The 19,719-nt window shown below is 68.2% G+C and carries 19 protein-coding genes; 7 read left to right on the top strand and 12 right to left on the bottom strand.

The features are described from left to right. The first annotated feature begins 127 nt into the window (after window positions 1–127). On the top strand, window positions 128–1,786 hold the full coding sequence (locus tag AC07ZS_RS21615) for a GMC family oxidoreductase (RefSeq protein ID WP_494800589.1): 1,659 nt from the start codon (window positions 128–130) through the stop codon (window positions 1,784–1,786). A 92-nt stretch (window positions 1,787–1,878) separates the two neighbouring features. Here the strand turns inward: AC07ZS_RS21615 and AC07ZS_RS21610 are convergent, their stop codons facing one another. Together AC07ZS_RS21610 and AC07ZS_RS21605 are read right to left on the bottom strand one after the other, a co-directional pair. Continuing rightward, window positions 1,879–2,184: a hypothetical protein gene (locus AC07ZS_RS21610; RefSeq protein WP_494800588.1), complete on the bottom strand. Its 306-nt coding sequence runs from the start codon at window positions 2,182–2,184 to the stop codon at window positions 1,879–1,881. A 9-nt stretch (window positions 2,185–2,193) separates the two neighbouring features. After that, a complete protein-coding gene (locus AC07ZS_RS21605) occupies window positions 2,194–3,489 on the bottom strand; it encodes an ammonium transporter (RefSeq protein ID WP_494800587.1) in 1,296 nt (431 codons plus the stop codon). A 345-nt stretch (window positions 3,490–3,834) separates the two neighbouring features. Between AC07ZS_RS21605 and AC07ZS_RS21600 the strand changes: the two genes are divergently transcribed. Beyond that, window positions 3,835–4,596, top strand: a complete 762-nt coding sequence (locus AC07ZS_RS21600; RefSeq protein WP_494800586.1) for a sulfite exporter TauE/SafE family protein — start codon at window positions 3,835–3,837, stop codon at window positions 4,594–4,596. A 24-nt stretch (window positions 4,597–4,620) separates the two neighbouring features. Here the strand turns inward: AC07ZS_RS21600 and mrdA are convergent, their stop codons facing one another. From mrdA to AC07ZS_RS21580, 4 genes are read right to left on the bottom strand one after another with little or no spacing between them, the layout of a single operon-like run. Continuing rightward, window positions 4,621–6,585 (bottom strand): penicillin-binding protein 2, encoded by a 1,965-nt coding sequence (gene mrdA / locus AC07ZS_RS21595; protein ID WP_494800585.1) that lies wholly within the window; start codon window positions 6,583–6,585, stop codon window positions 4,621–4,623. A 5-nt stretch (window positions 6,586–6,590) separates the two neighbouring features. Beyond that, window positions 6,591–7,121 carry a rod shape-determining protein MreD gene (gene mreD / locus AC07ZS_RS21590; RefSeq protein ID WP_494800584.1) on the bottom strand — a complete coding sequence of 177 codons (531 nt, stop codon included), beginning with the start codon at window positions 7,119–7,121 and terminating at the stop codon, window positions 6,591–6,593. Further along, complete coding sequence (gene mreC / locus AC07ZS_RS21585) at window positions 7,118–8,062, bottom strand: rod shape-determining protein MreC (RefSeq protein WP_494800583.1); 945 nt, start codon at window positions 8,060–8,062, stop codon at window positions 7,118–7,120. The genes mreD and mreC overlap by 4 nt, the downstream gene beginning before the upstream one ends. A 60-nt stretch (window positions 8,063–8,122) precedes the next feature. Then, window positions 8,123–9,166 (bottom strand): rod shape-determining protein, encoded by a 1,044-nt coding sequence (locus AC07ZS_RS21580; RefSeq protein WP_066269288.1) that lies wholly within the window; start codon window positions 9,164–9,166, stop codon window positions 8,123–8,125. 270 nt (window positions 9,167–9,436) lie between these two features. Here AC07ZS_RS21580 and gatC point away from each other — a divergent pair, with 270 nt between their 5' ends. From gatC to gatB, 3 genes are read left to right on the top strand one after another with little or no spacing between them, the layout of a single operon-like run. Then, window positions 9,437–9,736 carry an Asp-tRNA(Asn)/Glu-tRNA(Gln) amidotransferase subunit GatC gene (gatC, locus tag AC07ZS_RS21575; RefSeq protein ID WP_494800582.1) on the top strand — a complete coding sequence of 100 codons (300 nt, stop codon included), beginning with the start codon at window positions 9,437–9,439 and terminating at the stop codon, window positions 9,734–9,736. Continuing rightward, a complete protein-coding gene (gatA, locus tag AC07ZS_RS21570; RefSeq protein ID WP_494800581.1) occupies window positions 9,733–11,223 on the top strand; it encodes an Asp-tRNA(Asn)/Glu-tRNA(Gln) amidotransferase subunit GatA in 1,491 nt (496 codons plus the stop codon). The genes gatC and gatA overlap by 4 nt, the downstream gene beginning before the upstream one ends. Window position 11,224: 1 nt before the next feature. Then, window positions 11,225–12,679, top strand: coding sequence for an Asp-tRNA(Asn)/Glu-tRNA(Gln) amidotransferase subunit GatB (gene gatB, locus AC07ZS_RS21565; protein WP_494800580.1), 1,455 nt, complete (start codon window positions 11,225–11,227; stop codon window positions 12,677–12,679). 6 nt (window positions 12,680–12,685) lie between these two features. Here gatB and AC07ZS_RS21560 read toward each other — a convergent pair whose 3' ends face one another. Then, the gene (locus AC07ZS_RS21560) at window positions 12,686–13,369 is read right to left on the bottom strand and encodes a DUF4124 domain-containing protein (protein ID WP_494800579.1); all 684 of its coding nucleotides are present in this window, start codon (window positions 13,367–13,369) and stop codon (window positions 12,686–12,688) included. Between the two features lie 13 nt (window positions 13,370–13,382). Continuing rightward, window positions 13,383–14,099, bottom strand: coding sequence for an orotate phosphoribosyltransferase (gene pyrE, locus AC07ZS_RS21555; RefSeq protein WP_494800578.1), 717 nt, complete (start codon window positions 14,097–14,099; stop codon window positions 13,383–13,385). A 10-nt stretch (window positions 14,100–14,109) separates the two neighbouring features. On the opposite strand from pyrE, the gene AC07ZS_RS21550 reads away from it, so the two are divergent. Then, the gene (locus AC07ZS_RS21550; RefSeq protein ID WP_494800577.1) at window positions 14,110–14,901 is read left to right on the top strand and encodes an exodeoxyribonuclease III; all 792 of its coding nucleotides are present in this window, start codon (window positions 14,110–14,112) and stop codon (window positions 14,899–14,901) included. 15 nt (window positions 14,902–14,916) lie between these two features. Continuing rightward, complete coding sequence (locus tag AC07ZS_RS21545; protein ID WP_494800576.1) at window positions 14,917–15,552, top strand: LysE family translocator; 636 nt, start codon at window positions 14,917–14,919, stop codon at window positions 15,550–15,552. Window positions 15,553–15,570: 18 nt separating this feature from the next. Here the strand turns inward: AC07ZS_RS21545 and AC07ZS_RS21540 are convergent, their stop codons facing one another. From AC07ZS_RS21540 to dctP, 4 genes are read right to left on the bottom strand one after another with little or no spacing between them, the layout of a single operon-like run. Further along, a complete protein-coding gene (locus tag AC07ZS_RS21540; protein ID WP_494800575.1) occupies window positions 15,571–16,872 on the bottom strand; it encodes a TRAP transporter large permease in 1,302 nt (433 codons plus the stop codon). Between the two features lie 10 nt (window positions 16,873–16,882). Next, window positions 16,883–17,392, bottom strand: a complete 510-nt coding sequence (locus AC07ZS_RS21535; protein ID WP_494800574.1) for a TRAP transporter small permease — start codon at window positions 17,390–17,392, stop codon at window positions 16,883–16,885. An 18-nt stretch (window positions 17,393–17,410) separates the two neighbouring features. Next, complete coding sequence (locus tag AC07ZS_RS21530) at window positions 17,411–18,613, bottom strand: MFS transporter (protein ID WP_494800573.1); 1,203 nt, start codon at window positions 18,611–18,613, stop codon at window positions 17,411–17,413. 20 nt (window positions 18,614–18,633) lie between these two features. Beyond that, on the bottom strand, window positions 18,634–19,686 hold the full coding sequence (gene dctP / locus AC07ZS_RS21525) for a TRAP transporter substrate-binding protein DctP (protein WP_494800572.1): 1,053 nt from the start codon (window positions 19,684–19,686) through the stop codon (window positions 18,634–18,636). Window positions 19,687–19,719: the final 33 nt, after the last annotated feature.

Raw genomic sequence — 19,719 nt, 5'->3', positions numbered from 1 at the left:
CCCCCTGCGCGCCTTCGGCGCTTCCCCCCGAAGGGGGGACGCTGTCTTGGGCCGGCGGAGCCGGACCCTTGACAGCCCTGGTAGTCTTCGCCGGCTGAATCACAACGAAAACGAGAGCGAGACATGCATGAGTGAGACGACCTTCGACTACATCGTGATCGGCGGTGGCACCGCCGGTTGCCTGATGGCCAACCGGCTTTCCGCCAACCGCCAGAAGCGCGTGCTGCTCATCGAGGCCGGTCGCAAGGACGACTACCACTGGATCCACATCCCCGTGGGTTATCTCTACTGCATCGGCAACCCGCGCACCGACTGGCTTTACAACACCGAGGCGGAGGCCGGGCTCAATGGCCGCGCGCTGCGCTACCCGCGCGGCAAGACGCTGGGCGGCTGCTCCAGCATCAACGGCATGATCTACATGCGCGGCCAGTCGCGCGATTACGACCAGTGGGCCGCGCTCACCGGCGACGACGCCTGGCGCTGGGAGAACGCGCTGCCCGACTTCAAGAAGCACGAGAACCACTACCTGGGCGACGAGCAGAACGCCGCGCAGCGCGACGGCAACTTCCGCGCGTACCACGGCCACGGCGGCGAGTGGCGGGTGGAGAAGCAGCGCCTGCGCTGGGACGTGCTCGACGCCTTCGCCGAGGCCGCGCAACAGGCGGGCATCCCGCACACCACCGACTTCAACCGCGGCGACAACGAGGGCGTGGGCTACTTCCAGGTCAACCAGAAGGAAGGCCTGCGCTGGAACACCGCGCGCGCCTTCCTGCGCCCGACCTGCTACGGCCGGCCCAACTTCGAGCTGTGGAACAGCGCGCAGGTCACGCGCCTGGTGACGCAGCGCGGCGCCGACGGCGAACTGCGCTGCACCGGCGTGGAGGTCTGGGACGGTGTGGCCCACGTGACGGCCGAGGCCACCAGCGAGGTGGTGCTGTGCGCCGGCAGCATCGGGTCGCCGCAGATCCTGCAGCTCTCGGGCATCGGTCCGGCCGAGCTGCTGCGCCGGCACGGCATCGAGGTGGTGGTGGACCTGCCCGGCGTGGGCGCCAACCTGCAGGACCACCTGCAGATCCGCTCGGTCTACACCGTCAACGGCGCGCCCACGCTCAACGTGCTGTCCTCCTCGTGGATGGGCAAGGCGCGCATCGGGCTGGAGTACCTGTTCAAGCGCAGCGGGCCGATGAGCATGGCGCCTTCGCAGCTCGGGGCCTTCACGCGCAGCGATCCGGCCCTGCCCTACGCCAACCTCGAATACCACGTGCAGCCGCTCTCGCTCGACGCCTTCGGCGAGCCGCTGCACAGCTTCCCCGCGTTCACCGCCAGCGTGTGCAACCTCAACCCCACCAGCCGGGGCACGGTCCACATCCGCAGCGCGAATTTCGCGGACGCGCCGCTGATCGCGCCGAACTACCTCAGCACGCCGGAAGACCGGCAGGTCGCGGCCGACAGCCTGCGCGTGACGCGCAAGATCGTGGCGCAGCCGGCGCTGGCCAAGTACCAGCCCGAGGAGTTCAAGCCCGGCGTGCAGTACCAGACCGACGAAGAGCTCGCGCGCCTGGCCGGCGACATCGCCACCACCATCTTCCACCCGGTGGGCACCACCAGGATGGGCCGCGCCGACGACCCCATGGCGGTGGTCGACAGCCACCTGCGGGTGCGCGGCGTGGCCGGGCTGCGCGTGGTGGACGCGGGCGTGATGCCCACCATCACCAGCGGCAATACCAACAGCCCCACGCTCATGATCGCGGAGAAGGCCGCCCACTGGATCACGGCAGGGGATTGACCCCCCTGCGCCGCTGACGCGGCTTCCCCCCTGGGAGGGGGGACGACACCTGGGGCCGGCGGAGCCGGACCCTCGGTGTCTCTGGCATCAGGTCACCTCAGCCCGCCTACATAGTGGTTGCCGTCAGGCGCCTTTCGCAGCGCGTCGGCCGCCGCGTCGAGCAGGGTCTTGCGCGGCGCCGCACCCATGGTGGGGATGGCGGCCTCCAGTTTTTCGGCCCAGGGCAGCAGTTCCTCGTGCCCGTCGCTCGCGGCCTTCTCGCGCGCATGGCGCACGATCTCGCGCGCGTAGTCGGCGTTGGTCGCCATCCACTCGGTGTCGGTCACGCGCCCGGTCTTGCGCCGCAGCAGCACGTGCAGGTGGGCGGCGATGGCAAAGGGGTCGGGCGCGGTGCTCATGGCCGTGCCTCAGTGACCGAGCTGTTCCTGGTGCAGCGAGGCGTCCAGCCCGGCGCGCTCGTCGCCCTCGCGCACGCGCAGCGTGGCGAAGCGCGAGGTGATCCACAGCACCACGGCCGTCATCACCAGGCTGTAGGCCAGCACCGCCACGCAGGCGATCAGCTGCGTCAGCACGCTGGCCTGCGCGCCCGAGATCGCCGGGTCGGCCAGCACGCCGGTGAGCAGGGCGCCCACCAGGCCGCCCACGCCGTGCACGCCGAAGACGTCGAGCGAGTCGTCCGCGCCCAGCCGGCGCTTGAGCGCGGTCGCGCCCCAGTAGCAGGCCACGCCGGCCGCCAGGCCGATGGCCAGCGCGCCGCGCGGCGTGACGAAACCGGCCGCCGGGGTGATCGCCACCAGCCCCGCGACCACGCCCGAGCACAGACCGAGCAGCGAGGCGCGCTTGCGCGCCAGCCACTCGGCCCCCATCCAGGCGATCGCGCCCGAGGCGGCGGCCACGTGGGTGACCAGCAGGGCCAGGCCGGCGCGGCCGTCGGCGGCCAGGGCCGAGCCGGCGTTGAAGCCGAACCAGCCCACCCACAGCAGCCCGGTGCCCGCCATGGTCAGGCCCAGGTTGAACGGCACGAAGGGTTCGCGCCCGTAGCCTGTGCGCGGGCCCAGGGCGTAGGCGCAGACCAGGGCGGCGGCCCCGGCATTGATGTGCACCACGGCGCCTCCGGCGAAGTCCAGCGCGCCCAGCTGCGCGAGCCAGCCGCCCGGTTCCCACACCCAGTGCGCGATCGGCGCGTACACCAGCAGCAGCCACAGGCCGGCAAACAGCAGCAGCGCGCCGAAGTGCATGCGCTCGACCAGCGCGCCCACCACCAGCGCGCAGGTGATGATGGCGAAGGTGAGCTGGAACATGGCGAAGACCGATTCCGGCACGTGCTGGGCGATGTGGCTCACCGCCACCTGGCCGGTGGCCCCCAGGACTTCCATGCCCGCAAAGCCCATGCGGCCGACGCCGCCGATGAAGCCGCCCAGCGCACCACCGGGGGTGAAGGCCAGTGAATAGGCCAGTGCGAACCACAGCACGCTGACCACGGCGGCGATGCCGACCACGCTGGCCATGGTGTTGATGACGTTCTGGCGCCGCACCATGCCGCCATAAAAGAGGGCGATGCCGGGCAGTGTCATGAGCAGCACCAGCGCCGTGCTCACCATGAGCCAGGCGGTGTCGGCGCCCTGGATCGCATTGGCCGCGACCAGCCCGGGCGAATCGAGTGTGACTTTTGTCACGATTTCAGTGGACGGGGCCTGGGCCATCGCCAACGAAGGTCCAAGGAAGGCGGGCAGAAGCCAGCTCCGCCGAACGAAATAGCGGTTTTGGTGCATGAATTGTTCTCTTCCAACGACGAACAGACCGTTGCATTTCCTGTGCCAAACGGCGAAAAAGCAAGGGAAAGCCCGAATGCACAGCCGTGGTGCAAGCGGCTACAGTGCATGCACTCGCCGACAGCGCCCAGCGCTGGTGACCGCGGGGGACCGAGGAGACAACCCAGTCCAATTCGAACAACGGTTTCAGCGTCCCCAAGAGATGCCAGATTCCCAAGGCCGGCCCCACAAGGGTCGGCCTTTTTTTTGCCTGTGGCGGCCGGCGACAATCCGGGGATGGAACTGATTCTGGTCTCGCTGGCGTCGCTGTTCGCCGGTTTTGTCGATTCGATCGTGGGCGGCGGCGGCCTCATCCTGGTGCCGGCGCTCTTTGCGATGTTTCCCACCACCCACCCGGCCACGCTGTTCGGCGTGAACAAGGGCGCCTCGGTCTGGGGCACGGCGGCGGCCACGCTGCAGTACGCCCGCCGGGTCGAGATGCCCTGGCACGCGCTGCTGCCGGCGGCGGCGGTCGGGTTTGCGGGCTCCATGGCCGGGGCCTGGACGGTCACGGTGATCTCGCCCGATTTCCTGCGGCGTGCCTTGCCGCTGGTGTTGCTGCTGGTGCTGGGCTACACCCTGGCGCGCAAGGAGCTGGGCCGGCACCACACGCCACGCTTCAGCGGCCGGCGGGAAATGCTGGCGGCCAGCCTGCTGGGTGGCGTCATCGGCTTCTATGACGGCTTCTTCGGCCCCGGAACGGGCAGCTTCTTCGTCTTTCTGTTCGTTCGCTGGCTGGGCTACGACTTCCTGCACGCCAGCGCCAGCGCCAAGCTGCTCAACACCGCCACCAACCTGGCGGCGCTGATGCTGTTCGCCTGGAAGGGCCATGTCTGGTGGCATTTCGTGCTGGCCATGGCCATCGCCAACGTGGTCGGCAGCCTGCTGGGCACGCGGCTGGCGCTGAAGCACGGCAGCGGCTTCGTGCGCATCGTGTTCATCTTCGTGGTGAGCGCGCTGATCCTCAAGACCACCTACGACGCCTGGCTCCGGGGCTGAGTGCCCCAGGGCCTGAGCGCGGCCTCAGGGCGCGGGCGCCATGGAGGCCGGCGGCCAGGGCTGCTCGCTGGCCTTGAGCGGCGTGCCGATGGGCGCGCCCGCCTGGCCCACGCGCACGGCGGCCAGGTCCTGCGGGTTGGGGTACTGGTCCATCAGCAGGTAGTCGAACACGCGGCGCGCGATCGGCGCGGCGTGCGCCGCACCGAAGCCGGCGTTTTCCACGATCACCGCCAGCGCCACGCGCGGCTGGTCGACCGGCGCGAAGGCCAGGTAGAGCGAGTGGTCGCGCTGGTGTTCTTCGAGCCGGCGCGCGTCGTAGCGCTCTTTCTGGCCGATGGTCACGGCCTGGGCCGTGCCGGTCTTGCCGCCGCTGGCGTAGCCCGCGCCGGCGAACACGCGGGTGGAGGTGCCCTCGGTGGTCACGGCCTGCATGGCGTTGAGCACGATGCGCACGTTCTCGGGCTTGAAGCCCAGGTTCTCGGGCGGCGGGCCGGGCAGCGGCACGCGCTCGCGCGTGATCACGTTCTCGGTCGCCATGGTCAGGTGCGGCTTGTATTTGATGCCGCCGTTGGCCAGCGTCGCCATGGCGTGCGCGATCTGCAGCATGGTGAAGTTGTTGTAGCCCTGGCCGATGCCCAGCGAGATGGTCTCGCCGGCGTACCAGCGCTGCTGCTCGGGCCGCTTGTAGGTGTTGCGCTTCCAGGCCTGGCTGGGCAGCACGCCGCGCACCTCGCCCTTGAGGTCGATGCCGGTGATCTGGCCGAAACCCAGCGGCTTCATGAAGTCGTGCATGGCGTCCACGCCCATGTCGTTGGCCAGCGAGTAGAAGTACGTGTTGCTGGACTTGACGATGGCGCGGTGCATGTCGACCGCGCCCAGGCCGTCGCCGTGGCTGCGGAAGCGGTGGCCGCCGAACATCCAGTAGCCGGGGTCGTTCATCACCATGCTCGCGCTGCGGGAGCCGGTTTCGAGTGCGGCCAGCGCCATGAAGGGCTTGTAGGTGGAGCCGGGCGGATAGGTGCCGCGCAGGGCCCGGTTCAGCAAGGGCTTGTCCATCGACTCGTTGAGCGCGCGCCAGTTCTCCACGTCGATGCCCTCGACGAACAGGTTGGGGTCGAAGGTGGGCTTGCTCACGAAGGCCAGCACCTCGCCCGAGCGCGGGTCGATCGCCACCAGCGCGCCGCGCCGTTCGCCGAACATGTCTTCCACCAGCTTCTGCAGCTGGATGTCGATCGACAGCACCACGGCGTTGCCCGGCGTGGCCGGGGTGTTGGCCAGCGAGCGCACGGCGCGCCCGCCGGCCGAGGTCTCCACGCGCTGGAAGCCGGTGATGCCGTGCAGCTCGCGCTCGTAGCTCTGTTCCGCGCCGAGCTTGCCGATGTACTCCGTGCCCCGGTAGTTGGCCTGGTCTTCTTCGGGCCAGTCGGCGATGAGCTCGGTCTCGCGCTGGTTGATGCGCCCGATGTAGCCGATCACGTGGCTCGCCACTTCACCGTTGGGGTACTGGCGCAGCAGGCGTGCGCGCACGTCCACGCCGGGGAAGCGGTAGCGCTGCGCCGTGAAGCGCGCGACTTCCACGTCGGTCAGGCGGGTGCGCAGCGGCAGCGAGTCGAAGCGGTGCGACTCTTCCAGCAGTTTGCGAAAGCGCCGCTGGTCGCGTGGCGTGACCTCCACCAGCTCGCTCAGGCCGGCGATGGTGGCGTCCATGTCTTCCACGCGCGAAGGGGTGATCTCCAGCGTGTAGGCCGAGTAGTTGGTGGCCAGGATGCGGCCCTTGCGGTCCAGGATCTGGCCGCGGTTGGGCACCACCGGCAGCACGGCCGTGCGGTTGCTCTCGGCCTGCGCGGCCAGGTCCTCGTGGCGCACCACCTGCAGGTAGACCATGCGCGAGGCGATCAGGCCGAATACGAACACCACCGTGAGGCCGATCAGCAGCGCCCGGGTGCGGAACTGCGCCAGATCGGCTTCGACGTTGCGGATCTCGGTCATGTTGACTACAGGGGTCTGTTGTCGTCGGGGTTGGGTGCGCGGCGCTGCGGTGCCAGCAGCAGCACGCTCACCACCGGCCAGAGCGCGGCCTCGATGAGGGGGGCGAGGAAGTACGTCAGGCCCGGAAAGCTGCCGCCGCCGGCCAGGCGCGCCAGCATTTCGAGCAGGTGCGCGGCGACGAACAGCGGCAGCACCTGCACGGCCTGGTTGGGCACGCTGAACCAGAGCAGTCGCCGGTGCATGGAAATGCCCAGAAAACCGAGCGCGGTGTAGGCCAGGGCGTGCTGGCCGAGCAGGGCGCCCTGGTGGACATCCATGGCCAGGCCGAAAGCGAAGGCCACGCCCACACCGATGCGCAGGGGCTGGTGCACGCTCCAGAACACCAGCACCACGGCGAGCAGGTCGGGCACCCAGGCGGCGCGGCCGAACAGGCCCATGTTCAACAGCATGTTGAACACCAGCGCGGCCAGCAGGCTGAACCAGATGAAGCCAGGGTTGGCGGGCAGCAGCAGCTGCTGGCCGGGACGCATGATCATGGCGCGGTGCTCCGGACGCCGGGGCGGTTGGCGCGGGCCGGGCGCGGGGTGTCGGCGGACTCGGCCAGCGGCGAGGGCGGCACGGCGGCCGCGATGGAGCCCAGCACCAGCACATGCAGCGTGCCCTGCACACGGGCCAGGGGCTCGCACTGGATGCGCGCGAAGGAGGACTCGGCCTGGCGCTCGACCAGGGTCACGCGCGCCACCGGCAGGCCCGCCGGGTAGACGCCGTCCACCCCGCTGGTGGAGAGCAGGTCGCCTTCGGCGATGTCGGCGCTGGCCAGGGTGTAGCGCAGTTCCAGGCCGTCGCCACTGGTGGACGGTTGGCCGTAGGCCACGCTGCGCACGCCGGTGCGGGTGTTGAGCACGGGGATGGCCTGGTCGCGGTCGATCAGCAGCGTCACCTCGGACAGCAGCGGATAGACCCGCGTGACCTGGCCCAGCACACCGCTTTCATCGACCACCGGCGAGCCGGCCTCGATGCCGTGCGTCTGGCCCCGGTCGATCACGATCTTGCGCGAGTACGGGTCGGCCGCGTCGTACAGCACCTGGGCGCCGACGGCCTGGGTGCCCAGGCGCTCGCGCATGGCCAGCAGTTCGCGCAGGCGCTGGTTCTCCAGGGTGATCTGTTCAAGCTGCAGGCTGCGTTCGGCCTGCACCGCCAGCCGCTGCAGGGCCTCGCCTTCGCTCTTCTGCGCGGCATGCAGCGAGGTGAAGTAACCGCCGGCCATCGAGGCCAGCTGCACCGGCTGCAGCACCGCCCATTGCACCGGGTAGAGCACCACGGCCACGACGGCACGCACCGGCTCGGTGAGCCGGAAGCGCAGGTCGGCGACCATCAGGAACAGCGCCAGGGCGCTGAACACCACCAGCTTGGACAGGGCCGACGGACCCTGCTTGAAAAACGGGGGCGGGGTGCGGTCCAGGGTGCCCAGTGGCATGGCGCTCGGAGGGTTCTGGTCGGTGGAGGAAAGGAGGGGCCGCCGGTGGGCGGCCGGGGCTTATTCGCTGGTGAAGATGGTGCCCAGGCGCTCCATGCGCTCCAGGGCCATGCCGCAACCGCGCACCACGCAGGTGAGGGGCTCTTCGGCGACCAGCACCGGCAGGCCGGTTTCCTCGGCCAGCAGGCGGTCGAGGTCGCGCAGCAGCGCGCCGCCGCCGGTGAGCATCATGCCGCGCTCGGCGATGTCGGCGCCCAGCTCGGGGGGCGTGTGTTCCAGCGCCATCTTCACGGCGGTGACGATGTTGTTGAGCGGGTCGGTCAGGGCTTCGAGGATCTCGTTGCTGGAGATGGTGAAGCTGCGCGGCACGCCCTCGGAGAGGTTGCGGCCCTTGACTTCCATTTCCTTGACCTCGCTGCCGGGGAAGGCCGAGCCGATCTGTTTCTTGATGGCTTCGGCGGTGGGTTCGCCGATCAGCATGCCGTAGTTGCGGCGGATGTAGGCAATGATGGCGTCGTCGAAGCGGTCACCGCCCACGCGCACACTGCCCTTGTAGACCATGCCGCCCAGGCTGATCACGCCCACTTCGGTGGTGCCGCCGCCGATGTCGACCACCATGGAGCCGGAGGCGTCCGACACCGGCAGGCCGGCGCCGATGGCCGCGGCCATGGGTTCCTCGATCAGGTAGACCTCGGAAGCACCGGCGCCCAGCGCGGATTCGCGGATGGCGCGGCGCTCGACCTGGGTGGAACCGCAGGGCACGCAGATGATGATGCGCGGGCTCGGCTTGAACATCGAGCGCGGGTGCACCATCTTGATGAACTGCTTGAGCATCTGCTCGGTGACGGTGAAGTCGGCGATCACACCGTCCTTCATGGGGCGGATGGCTTCGATGTTGCCGGGCACCTTGCCCAGCATGGCCTTGGCTTCGTGGCCGACCGCCTGGATGGTCTTCTTGCCCTGGGGGCCGCCTTCGTGGCGGATCGACACCACGGAGGGTTCGTCGAGCACGATGCCCTTGTTGCGAACGTAGATGAGGGTGTTGGCGGTGCCGAGGTCGATGGCCAGGTCGGTCGAAAACTGCCGACGGAAAGCTTCAAACATGGTGCATGGGTCCTGTGGGGCACGGGCGCGGCTGCGCGCGCTCGTCGCCGGGTATGGGGCCGGGTCGTTGGCCGGGCATCGGTGCTAAGTGGTTGATTTCAACGCGAAAACCGCAACGGCACGGGCGCTGCCGTTAAACCTTGGATAATACCGTATCCCCTGTGTGTAACTGCGTGCAAACAGGGCGCATTTTGTCCAGTTACAAGCCGTTTCAGGGCGGAAAACCCGCAAACGGTGCCTCTCCTCCCCATCCGCAACCCTCTTTTTGTCATGTCCCTGACCCAGTCCGACATCGGGCGCATCGCCAACCTCGCGCGCCTGGAGCTCTCCGGCGCCCAGAGCGAGACCATGCTCTCCCAGCTCAACGGCTTCTTCGACATCGTCGAACAGATGAACGCGGTGGACACCACCGGCGTGGAACCGCTGGCCCATCCCACGGCGGTGATCGACCATGTGTCGCTGCGCCTGCGCCCGGACGTGGTGAGCGAACCCGACCAGCGCGAAGCCAACCAGAAGAGCGCCCCGGCGGTCGAGCGCGGCCTGTTCCTCGTGCCCAAGGTGATCGAATGAACGAGCTGCATACCCTGGGCGTGGGCGAGCTCGCCAGCGCCATCGCCGACAAGAAAACCAGCAGCGTCGAGGCCGCGCAGCACCTGCTGGCGCGTGCCAAGCAGCACAGTGCCCTGGGTGCCTACCTCGCCGTCAACGAGGACGCGACGCTGGCCCAGGCCCGGGCGGCCGATGCACGCATCGCCGCAGGTGAGCGCTCACCCTTGCTGGGCGTGCCGCTGGCGCACAAGGACATCTTCGTCACCAAGGACTTCGTCACCACCGCCGGCTCGAAGATGCTGGAGGCGTACCAGAGCCCGTTCGACGCGACCGTGGTGCAGCGCCTGGCCGCGCAGGGCGCGGTGACGCTGGGCAAGCTCAACTGCGACGAGTTCGCCATGGGCGGCAGCAACGAGAACTCGGCCTTCGGTGCCGTGCGCAACCCCTGGGACACCACGCGCGTGCCGGGCGGTTCGTCGGGTGGCTCGGCCGTGGCCGTGGCCGCGCGCCTGGCGCCCGCCGTGACCGGCACCGACACCGGCGGCTCGATCCGTCAGCCGGCCAGTTTCTGCGGCGTCACCGGCATCAAGCCCACCTACGGCCGCTGCTCGCGTTACGGCATGGTGGCCTTCGCCTCCAGCCTGGACCAGGCCGGCCCGATGGCACGCAGCGCCGCCGACTGTGCCGTGCTGCTCAGCGCCATGGCCGGCCCCGACCTCGACCGCGATTCCACCAGCCTGGACCACCCCGCCGAGGACTACTCGGTGCTGCTGGGCCGGCCGCGCGAAGGCGCCACCGCGGCCCAACCGCTCAAGGGTCTGCGCATCGGTTTGCCGAAGGAGTTCTTCGGCGAAGGTTGCGCGCCCGACGTGGTCGCCACCGTGCGCGCCGCGCTGGCGGAATATGAAAAACTGGGCGCCACCCTGGTCGATGTGTCCCTGCCGCGCACCGAGCTCTCCATCCCGGTTTACTACATCATTGCGCCGGCCGAGGCCAGTTCCAACCTCAGCCGTTTCGACGGCGTGAAGTTCGGCCACCGCGCCGCGAAGTACGACGACCTGATCGACATGTACAAGAAGTCGCGCAGCGAAGGCTTCGGGCCCGAGGTGCAGCGCCGCATCATGATCGGCACCTATGTGCTCAGCCACGGCTACTACGACGCCTACTACCTGCAGGCGCAGAAGATCCGCCGCCTGATCGCGCAGGACTTCCAGGCCGCGTTCGCGCAGTGCGACCTGATCGCCGGCCCGGTGGCCCCCACCGTGGCCTGGAAGCTGGGCGAGAAGAGCAACGACCCGGTGGCCAACTACCTGGCCGATATCTACACCCTCTCCACCAGCCTCGCCGGCCTGCCCGGCATGAGCGTGCCGGCCGGTTTCGGCGCGGGCGGTCTGCCCGTGGGCCTGCAGCTCGTGGGCAACTACTTTCAGGAAGGTCCGCTGCTGCAGGCCGCGCACGCCTTCCAGCAGGCCACCGACTGGCACACCCGCGCTCCGCAAGGCTATTGACATGAGTTCCAGCAAATCCCTTCTGGTCGGCGGCTACGAGGTGGTGATCGGTTTCGAGACCCACGCCCAGCTCGCCACGCAATCCAAGATCTTCAGCCGCGCCTCCACGGCCTTCGGTGCCGAGCCCAACACGCAGGCCTGCGCGGTGGATCTGGCCCTGCCCGGCACGCTGCCGGTGATGAACAAGGCGGCGGTGGAGCTCGCCATCCGCCTGGGCCTGGCGCTCGGTTCGCACATCGCCGAACAGAGCGTGTTCGCGCGCAAGAACTACTTCTACCCCGACCTGCCCAAGGGCTATCAGATCAGCCAGTTCGAGATCCCGGTGGTGCAAGGCGGCGAGGTCTCGTTCTTCCTCGGCGACGAGAAGAAGACCGTGCGGCTGGTGCGCGCCCACCTGGAAGAAGACGCGGGCAAGAGCCTGCACGAGGACTTCATCGGCCAGAGCGGCATCGACCTCAACCGCGCCGGCACGCCGCTGCTGGAGATCGTGACCGAGCCCGACATCCGCTCCAGCGCCGAGGCCGTGGCCTATGCCAAGGAGCTGCACAAGATCGTCACCTGGATCGGCATCTGCGACGGCAACATGCAGGAAGGCTCGTTCCGCTGCGACGCCAACGTCTCGGTGCGCAAGCCCGGCGCACCGCTGGGCACGCGCCGCGAAATCAAGAACCTGAACAGCTTCAAGTTCATGCAGCAGGCGATCGACTACGAGGTGCGCTGGCAGATCGAGCAGATCGAGGACGGCCACGCGATCCAGCAGGCCACCGTGCTGTTCGACCCCGACACCGGCGAGACGCGCGCCATGCGCACCAAGGAAGACGCGGCCGACTACCGCTACTTCCCCGACCCCGACCTGCCGCCGCTGGTGATCGCGCGCGACTGGGTGGAGCGCGTGAAAGCGGCCATGCCTGAGTTGCCACGCGCCATGGCCGAGCGCCTGGTGCGCGACTATGGCCTGCCCGAATACGACGCCACCACGCTCACGCAAAGCCCGGCGATGGCCGCCTATTTCGAGACGGCGGCGCAGGCCAGCGGCCAGGCCAAACTGGTGAGCAACTGGATCATGGGCGAGGTCTCGCGCCGGCTCAACACAGAGGAAGGCGACATCGCCGGCGCACCGGTGAGCGCTACCCAGCTCGCGGCGCTGATCGGGCGCATCGCGGACGGCACGGTGTCGAACAACGCCGCCAAGCAGGTCTTCGACGCCCTGTGGACCGGCGAGGGCCACGAGGTCGACGCCGTCATCGAAGCCAAGGGCCTCAAGCAGATGAACGACAGCGGCGCGCTGGAGAAGATCATCGACGAGGTGATGGCCGCCAACGCCGAGATGGTGGAGCAGTTCCGCGCCGGCAAGGACAAGGCCTTCAACGCGCTGGTGGGTCAGGCCATGAAGGCGAGCAAGGGCAAGGCCAACCCGCAACAGGTCAACGACCTGCTGCGCCAGAAACTCGGTTGATGCCGGTCAGCGCCCGGCGGGCGCTGCGCTGACGCCGGTGCGGCTGCCGCCCGCGGCGGTCCAGAGCTGGCGCAGTTTGGCCAGCTCTTCGTCGAAGCGGGCGTTGATGCGCTGTTTTTCCTGGGCCTGTTCGTCCAGGAAGCGCTTCTGCACCACCATCTGCTTCTCGTTGTCCTCGACCTTGCGCTTGAGCCAGTTGGGGGCCTTGTTGACGTCGTTCTGGTAGAACTCCAGCTCGATATTGATGTCCTTGCGCTGCGCCACCAGCGCCAGCTCGCGCTTGTTCACCGCGCCGATCACTTCGTCGATCTGGGCCAGCGCGTCCGCGCGCTCCTTGTCGTGCACGCCCTGGTTGGGGTAGCGGGTCATCAGGGCGCGCTCGCGCCGCCGCTCTTCCAGCACGCGGGCGCGCTGTTCCTCTTCCACCTTGCGCTGGGCGTCGAGCCGGGCGCGCTCGTCGGCGGTGTAGCTGGGGGGCAGGGTCTTGCGAACGGTGCCGCTGTTGCCCAGCTGGTTCTGTTCGCGGTCCAGGCATTCGACGATGGGGCGGTCGCGCACGATGCGGTTGCCCTTGGCGTCCACGCAGGTGTACATGCCGCTCTGCGCGTGCACCGTGCCCGCCAGCAAGGCGCCACCGGCGATCCAAAGTCGGGCGGACAGAACGGAAAGCAGGGGGCGGTGCAGGGTCATCTTGGGAGCAGGGTCAGGCGACGCCGTAGCGTTGTCGGTAGGCCAGGACGCGTTCGCGGTGCGAATCGAACTCGCCGCCGGCGCGGGCGGTCAGATAGTGCAGCAAATCGGCCAGCCTCGCAATCGTGCAGACCTGCATGCCCAGCTCGCGCTGGACATATTGCACGGCGCTGTGGTCCACGTCGCGCACCTGCCCGTCGGCCGCCACCTCGGTGGCCTTCTCCTGGCGGTCCAGCGCGATCGCGATGGCGTGCGGGGTGGCGCCGGCTGCGCGGATCAGCGCGATGGATTCGCGCGCGGCGGTGCCGGCGGACATCACGTCGTCCACGATCAGCACGCGGCCCTTGAGCGGGGCGCCGACCAGGGTGCCGCCTTCGCCATGGTCCTTGGCTTCCTTGCGGTTGTAGGCGAAGGGCACGTTGCGGCCCAGCCGCGCGAGCTCGATGGAGACCGCCGCGCCCAGCGGAATGCCCTTGTAGGCCGGGCCGAAGATCATGTCGAATTCGATGCCGCTGGCCACCAGGGCTTTTGCATAGAATTGTGCGAGCCGGCCCAGCTTGGCGCCGTCGTCGAACAGACCGGCGTTGAAGAAGTAGGGGCTCATGCGGCCGGCCTTGGTCTTGAATTCACCAAAGCGCAACACGCCGGCATCCACGCAGAACTGCACGAATTCCTGCGCGAGCGCAGCCTCTGGTGCGCCGGCCTTCGCCGCGCCTGTATCCAACACCATGGAGAGATCCTTGTTCAAACTGACCAGCCTCAACCTCAACGGCATCCGTTCCGCCACCACCAAGGGGCTGGAGAAATGGCTCGCCGCGCACCGGCCCGATTGTATTTGCGTGCAGGAGGTCAAGGCCCAGGCCGCCGATGTGAGCGGCCGCTTTGAAGAAATCGCCGGTCTCAAGGGGCATTTCCATTACGCCCAGAAAAAAGGTTACTCGGGCACGGCGGTCTACACCCGCCACGAACCCAGCGACGTGATCATCGGCTATGGTTCGCCCGAGTTCGATGCCGAAGGCCGCTTCACCGAGCTGCGCTTCGACACGCCCCAGCGCAAGCTGTCCATCCTCAGCGTCTACTTCCCCAGCGGCTCGTCCGGCCCCGAGCGGCAGGAAGCGAAGTACCGCTTTCTCGATGGCTTCTACCCCCACCTGCAGGCGCTCAAGGGCGGGCGCGAGTTCATCCTGTGCGGCGACGTGAACATCGCGCATCAGCAGAAAGACCTGAAGAACTGGCGCAGCAACCAGAAGAACAGCGGTTTCCTGCCCGAGGAACGCGCCTGGATGACCAAGCTGCTCGACGAGGCCGGTCTGGTGGACGTCTACCGCCGGCTGCAGCCCGACACCACCGACGCCTGCTACACGTGGTGGAGCAACCGGGGCCAGGCCTACGCGAACAACGTGGGGTGGCGACTGGACTACCACCTGGCCACCCCCGCACTGGCCGAGCTGGCGCGCAGCGAAGCCATCTACAAGGGCGAGAAGTTTTCCGACCACGCGCCCTTGACGATCGAGTACGACTTCAAGCACTGAACGAGGGAGGTCCCCATGTTCCCGACGGAGATCCTGCTGGCCTACGTGGCCGCCTGCGCCCTGGTGGTGGTCTCGCCCGGGCCCGACAACATCCTGGCCATTGGCCGGGGCCTGAGCCAGGGGCCGCTGGCCGCTGCGCTCTCGGCCCTGGGCGCAGGGCTGGGCATCCTGTTCCACACGCTGGCCGCCACCTTCGGTCTGTCGCTGATCATCCAGGGCTCGCCCGAGGCGTTCTGGGTGGTGAAAGTGGTGGGCGCGCTGTACCTGCTGTGGCTGGGCTACAAGGCGCTGGTCGCGGGCGACCTGATCTCGTTCCAGCCGTCGGCGCGGGTGCCGCTGCGCAAGGTCCTGCTCACCGGCGTGCTGTCCAACGTGCTCAACCCCAAGCCGGGCCTGTTCGTGCTGGCCTTTCTGCCGCAGTTCGTGAGCGCGGGGCGCGGTTCGGTGGCGGTGCAGATGCTGGTCTACGGCGCGATCTTCGCACTGATGACGGCGCTGATCTTCACGCTCATGGGCGCCTTCGCGTCCCGTCTCGCGGGCTGGCTGCAGGCACGGCCGAGGGTGGTGCGGGGCGTGAACGTGGGCGCGGGCCTGACCTTCATCGCCGCCGGTCTGTCGGTGCTGTCGCTCAAGCAACGCAGCGCGCTCTGAGCGCGCTGCGTCGTTCGCTCAGATGTGCGACGGCAGCCAGGTGGCCAGCGCCGGCCAGACGTAGATCAGCCAGGCCAGGAAGAGGATCAGCACCCAGTACGGCACCGAGCCCTTGAAGATCTCGCTGACCGTGATGTTGCGGTCCGGAATGGCCGCCTTCACCACGAACACACCGATGCCGAAGGGGGGCGTGAGCACGCCGGCTTCGATCACCAGGATGCCGATCAGCGCAAACACGATCGGGTCGATGCCGAGCGCCATCGCCACCGGCCAGAAGATCGGCACCGTGAGCAGCATGATGGAGATGCTGTCGATCATCGCCCCCAGGATGAACCACACCGCGACCATGAACAGCAGCGTGCCGCCGGTGCCCAGGCCCATGGATTCCAGCAGAGCCTGGACTTCCTGCGGAATGCCATTGAGGGCAATCAGCTTGCTGTAGATCGTGGCCGTCAGCAGCAACAGCATGATGGGTGTGACGGTGCGGCCGGCCTCGACGAAGGCGTTGAACACCCCGCGCCAGCGCATGCCCTTGGCCCAGGCCAGGATGGCCGAGCCGACCAGGCCGATCGCGCTGCCCTCCGTGGGCGTGAAGAAGCCGAACCAGATGCCGCCCAGCGTCACCGCGATCAGCAGGCCCACGCCGATCGATCCGCCGATCTGGGTGCGCGTGAGCGATACGCGCTCCTCGTTGGTCAACTCCGGTGCGACCGACGGTTTGACCTTGGCGTACACCATGCAATACACCGCGTACAGAAAGGCCAGGAGCAGACCAGGGAACACGCCGGCCGCGAACAGCTTGCCGACCGACTGCTCGGTGAGGATGGCCCAGACGATCATGAACACGGAGGGCGGGATCAGCAGGCCCAGCACGGAACTGCCGGCGATGCAGCCGGTGGCGAAGCTGCGGCTGTAGCGGGCTTCGCGCATGGCCGGATAGGCCACATGGCTGAAGGCGGCGGCGGCGGCCACGCCCACACCGGTCACGGCGGCGAACACCGCGTTGCCGCCGACGGTGGCCACCGCCAGTCGCCCCGGTACGCCGCGCAGTCCCCGGTTGACCACGTTGAACAGGTCGCTGGCCGCGCCGCAGTGCGCGATCAGCATGCCCATCACGGTAAAGCAGGGAATGACGACGAAGTTGTATTCCTTGATCCCCGAGAGCGCCGACTGTTGCAGCAGGTTGATCACGGGGTCGATGCCGCCGAGCGCGAAATACAGGCCCAGCGAGGCCGCCGCAGCAAAGGCGAAGACGATGGGCACACCCACCACGACGAGGACGAGCAGCGCGATCAGGCCGCTCCACATTTCGAATGACATGTTGGAATTCCTATTCCGGCAGTTGTTCTTCTTCGCGCTGGCCCATGCGGCCACGCACGCCCTCGGCGACGAAGCCGATGCACACCAGTGCGGCCACCACCCACAACACGATGGAGCCGAAGCGCAGCGGCCAGGCGGGGATGCGGAAGGCGTCGTTACCGAAGAATTCACCGCTGTTCCAGCCCGCCAGCGAAGGCTCCCAGGAGGCGATCACGATGGCGATGAAGAACGCTGCGCCCAGCAGGTAGGTGAAGGCGTTGAACTGGCTGCGCACCGCGGGCGGCATGCGGTCCAGGAAGAAGGTGACGCGCAGCAGCTTGCGTTCGCGGATGACGTAAGGTGCCTGCATGAAAGTCAGCAGCACCAGTCCCACGGCCGCCAGCTCGGCGGTGCCTGCGAAGGGTTTGTTGAAAAGCAGCCGGCCCGCCACGTCGTAGCAGATCACCAGCGTCAGGATGACCAGCACAACTGCGCCCGCCACATGTAGCCCCAGCAGGGCCCGATCGGTCCAGGTTTTCATCGAATCTCCTATTCAGCTTCACGCATTGTTTTCAAGGCCCGCTGCGGCGCGTTGGCGGTGGGCGGCGACCAGGGCGAGCACGCCCGAACCGACCATCACCACGGCCACCGCGGCCGTTCGTTGTGTGGCCGTGCCGGGCAGCAGCGCCGCACCGCCACTGACCACGGCACCGACCGCCATTTGCAGCATGCCGGTCAAGGCCGCGGCCATGCCGGCGCGCGTGGGCATGGCCTGCATCACCACGCTCAGCGCCGATGGAAAGATCACCCCGTGGCCGGCCGAGTAGATCAGCATGCCGACGATCCAGGTCAGCGTCGAGGGCCACCAGGCGCACGCAAGGATGGCCGCAACCCCCAGTGCCGACAGGCCGCCCCCCCAGGTGCTCAACGCCAGACCGCTCCAATGGCGAGACTGCCGCATGGCCCAGAGGCTGCCGGCCAGGAAACCCAGGTAGGTCCCTCCCAGCACCCAGGCGATCTCGCGCCCGTCCAGCCCCACGGACTCGCGCAGTGCGGCGGGGCCCTGTGCGATCAGCAGGAAGAACACCGAACTGATCGCGGCGAAACCCAGCGCCACCCAGCGGGGCACGCGGTGGCGCCAGAGGACGCCCAGGGTGTCCCAGTCGGGCTGGGTGGTGCTGGTGGGGCGCGTCTCCGTGTGGCGCCACAAGGCCAGCACCGTGCCCAGCGCGATCAGCACCGGCACGGCGCCCAGCGCCACGCGCCAGCCGCCGCCCCAGGCCAGCAGGCCCCAGCCCAACAAGGGCGCCAGGGCCGGCGTGAGCGCGAAGGCCACCGAGATGATGGCCATGCCGCGCTGCAGCGCCATGCCGCCGCACAGATCGCGCAGCGTTGCCCGAGGTACCACCAGCACCACGCTCAGTCCCAGTCCGGTGAGCGCGCGTCCCCACAGGAGCGGGCCGGCCGCCGGTGCCATGGCCGCGGCCACGCTGCCGAGAAGCGCCAGCAAGAGACCGGCCAGCAGCGTGCGGCGGCGCCCCCAGCGGTCGGCGCTCACCCCGGCCAGCGGCTGACCGACGGCCAGTCCCAGCACATAAAGCGCGATCGTCGCCTGCCCCTGCAGCGCCGTGAGCTGCAAGGCGTCGCGCAGGGCCGCGTCGAGCGGCACCAGCACGTTGAGCCCCAGCGGCGGCAGGCAGGCGATGGCGGTGAGCCAGATCAGCCATGAGCGCGTGGTCCGGCTGGATGCGGTGTTCGTCACCGGTCAGCGGGTGCGGTGGCTCAGAGCGGGTAGTCGATCGGGAACTTGTAGCCCGCTTCGTTCATGAAGCGGATGTACGTCTTGAGCACCTCGGTGGCGGGCTGGCCCTTGCCGTCGAGTTCCTTGGCCGCCTTGCCCGGCAGGTCCTTGAGCGACTCGGCCCAGCGCTTTTTCTCGGCATCGGGCAGGGTGTTGACCTTGACGCCCGCGGCTTTGGCCCGCGTCTCGACCTCGATGTCGCGCTGTTTGCTGATCTCGGCCACGCGCATGGCCGATTCCTCGGCCACCTCGTCGATGATGGCGACCACTTCCTTGGGCAGCTTGGCGCGCGTGTCCAGGTTCATGAAGGCCACCAGCGTGCTCAGCGAGCCGAAGCCTGTCTTGTTGAACACCTTGGCGACTTCTTGCAGCTTGAAGGCTTCCAGGCCGGAGATGTAGAACAGACTGCCATCAGCCAGGCCGTTCTGGATCGCCTGGTAGTGCTCGCCAATGCCCAGCGTGACGGGCACCGCGCCCAGTGGGATGAACAGCGGTGCGTTGGTGCCCGCCAGCGCAATGCGCTTGCCCTTGAGCTCGGCCACGCTGTTCCAGTCAAATTTGGTCGTCACGCCATAGGCTTCCGAGGTCATGGCGCCCAGCACGTGGCTGTTGTAAGGCTTCATGCTGGCCTGCAGGGCCGGCACTTCCTTGATCATGCGGTTGGACACCTTCTGCTGCAGCACCGGGTCGGGCGAGGTGAAGGGCACATAGGCGCTGTAGTTCAGCAGGCCGGCGCGCGATTGCTCGAAACCGATGGGCGACAGTCCGATGTCCAGCGTGCCTTTCTGCACGGCCTCGATCACGCCGTCGACTTTGGCGACACTGCCGCCCCAGGCCTTGATGAAGCGGATGTCGTGCCCCGTCTTTTCCTTCACGCGCTTGCCCACTTCGGTGGCGAAATAGGTGTCGTAGACGCCCACGTAGGTCAGTCCGGTGGGGTGGCCGCCGCCCATGCGCAGGGTGAAGCTGGCGGCGCTGGCGCCACAGACGGCGGTGGCCAGGGCGGTGAGTGTGAGCAGTTGTTTGAATTTCATTGTTGTCTCCTGGTGGGGTGGGTTACGCGGGGG

This window comes from Hydrogenophaga sp. GW456-12-10-14-TSB4 (genome assembly GCF_059424305.1).
Note: the sequence above shows the minus strand (reverse complement) of the source record. Positions and strands in the feature narration are given on the sequence as shown.

Bases quoted from the DNA above. Each gene is read 5' to 3' on its own strand.
- AC07ZS_RS21615 (WP_494800589.1), top strand. From the start codon at position 128: ATGAGTGAGACGACCTTCGACTACATCGTGATCGGCGGTGGCACCGCC.
- AC07ZS_RS21610 (WP_494800588.1), bottom strand. From the start codon at position 2,184: ATGAGCACCGCGCCCGACCCCTTTGCCATCGCCGCCCACCTGCACGTG.
- AC07ZS_RS21605 (WP_494800587.1), bottom strand. From the start codon at position 3,489: ATGGCCCAGGCCCCGTCCACTGAAATCGTGACAAAAGTCACACTCGAT.
- AC07ZS_RS21600 (WP_494800586.1), top strand. From the start codon at position 3,835: ATGGAACTGATTCTGGTCTCGCTGGCGTCGCTGTTCGCCGGTTTTGTC.
- mrdA (WP_494800585.1), bottom strand. From the start codon at position 6,585: ATGACCGAGATCCGCAACGTCGAAGCCGATCTGGCGCAGTTCCGCACC.
- mreD (WP_494800584.1), bottom strand. From the start codon at position 7,121: ATGATCATGCGTCCCGGCCAGCAGCTGCTGCTGCCCGCCAACCCTGGC.
- mreC (WP_494800583.1), bottom strand. From the start codon at position 8,062: ATGCCACTGGGCACCCTGGACCGCACCCCGCCCCCGTTTTTCAAGCAG.
- AC07ZS_RS21580 (WP_066269288.1), bottom strand. From the start codon at position 9,166: ATGTTTGAAGCTTTCCGTCGGCAGTTTTCGACCGACCTGGCCATCGAC.
- gatC (WP_494800582.1), top strand. From the start codon at position 9,437: ATGTCCCTGACCCAGTCCGACATCGGGCGCATCGCCAACCTCGCGCGC.
- gatA (WP_494800581.1), top strand. From the start codon at position 9,733: ATGAACGAGCTGCATACCCTGGGCGTGGGCGAGCTCGCCAGCGCCATC.
- gatB (WP_494800580.1), top strand. From the start codon at position 11,225: ATGAGTTCCAGCAAATCCCTTCTGGTCGGCGGCTACGAGGTGGTGATC.
- AC07ZS_RS21560 (WP_494800579.1), bottom strand. From the start codon at position 13,369: ATGACCCTGCACCGCCCCCTGCTTTCCGTTCTGTCCGCCCGACTTTGG.
- pyrE (WP_494800578.1), bottom strand. From the start codon at position 14,099: ATGGTGTTGGATACAGGCGCGGCGAAGGCCGGCGCACCAGAGGCTGCG.
- AC07ZS_RS21545 (WP_494800576.1), top strand. From the start codon at position 14,917: ATGTTCCCGACGGAGATCCTGCTGGCCTACGTGGCCGCCTGCGCCCTG.
- AC07ZS_RS21540 (WP_494800575.1), bottom strand. From the start codon at position 16,872: ATGTCATTCGAAATGTGGAGCGGCCTGATCGCGCTGCTCGTCCTCGTC.
- AC07ZS_RS21535 (WP_494800574.1), bottom strand. From the start codon at position 17,392: ATGAAAACCTGGACCGATCGGGCCCTGCTGGGGCTACATGTGGCGGGC.
- dctP (WP_494800572.1), bottom strand. From the start codon at position 19,686: ATGAAATTCAAACAACTGCTCACACTCACCGCCCTGGCCACCGCCGTC.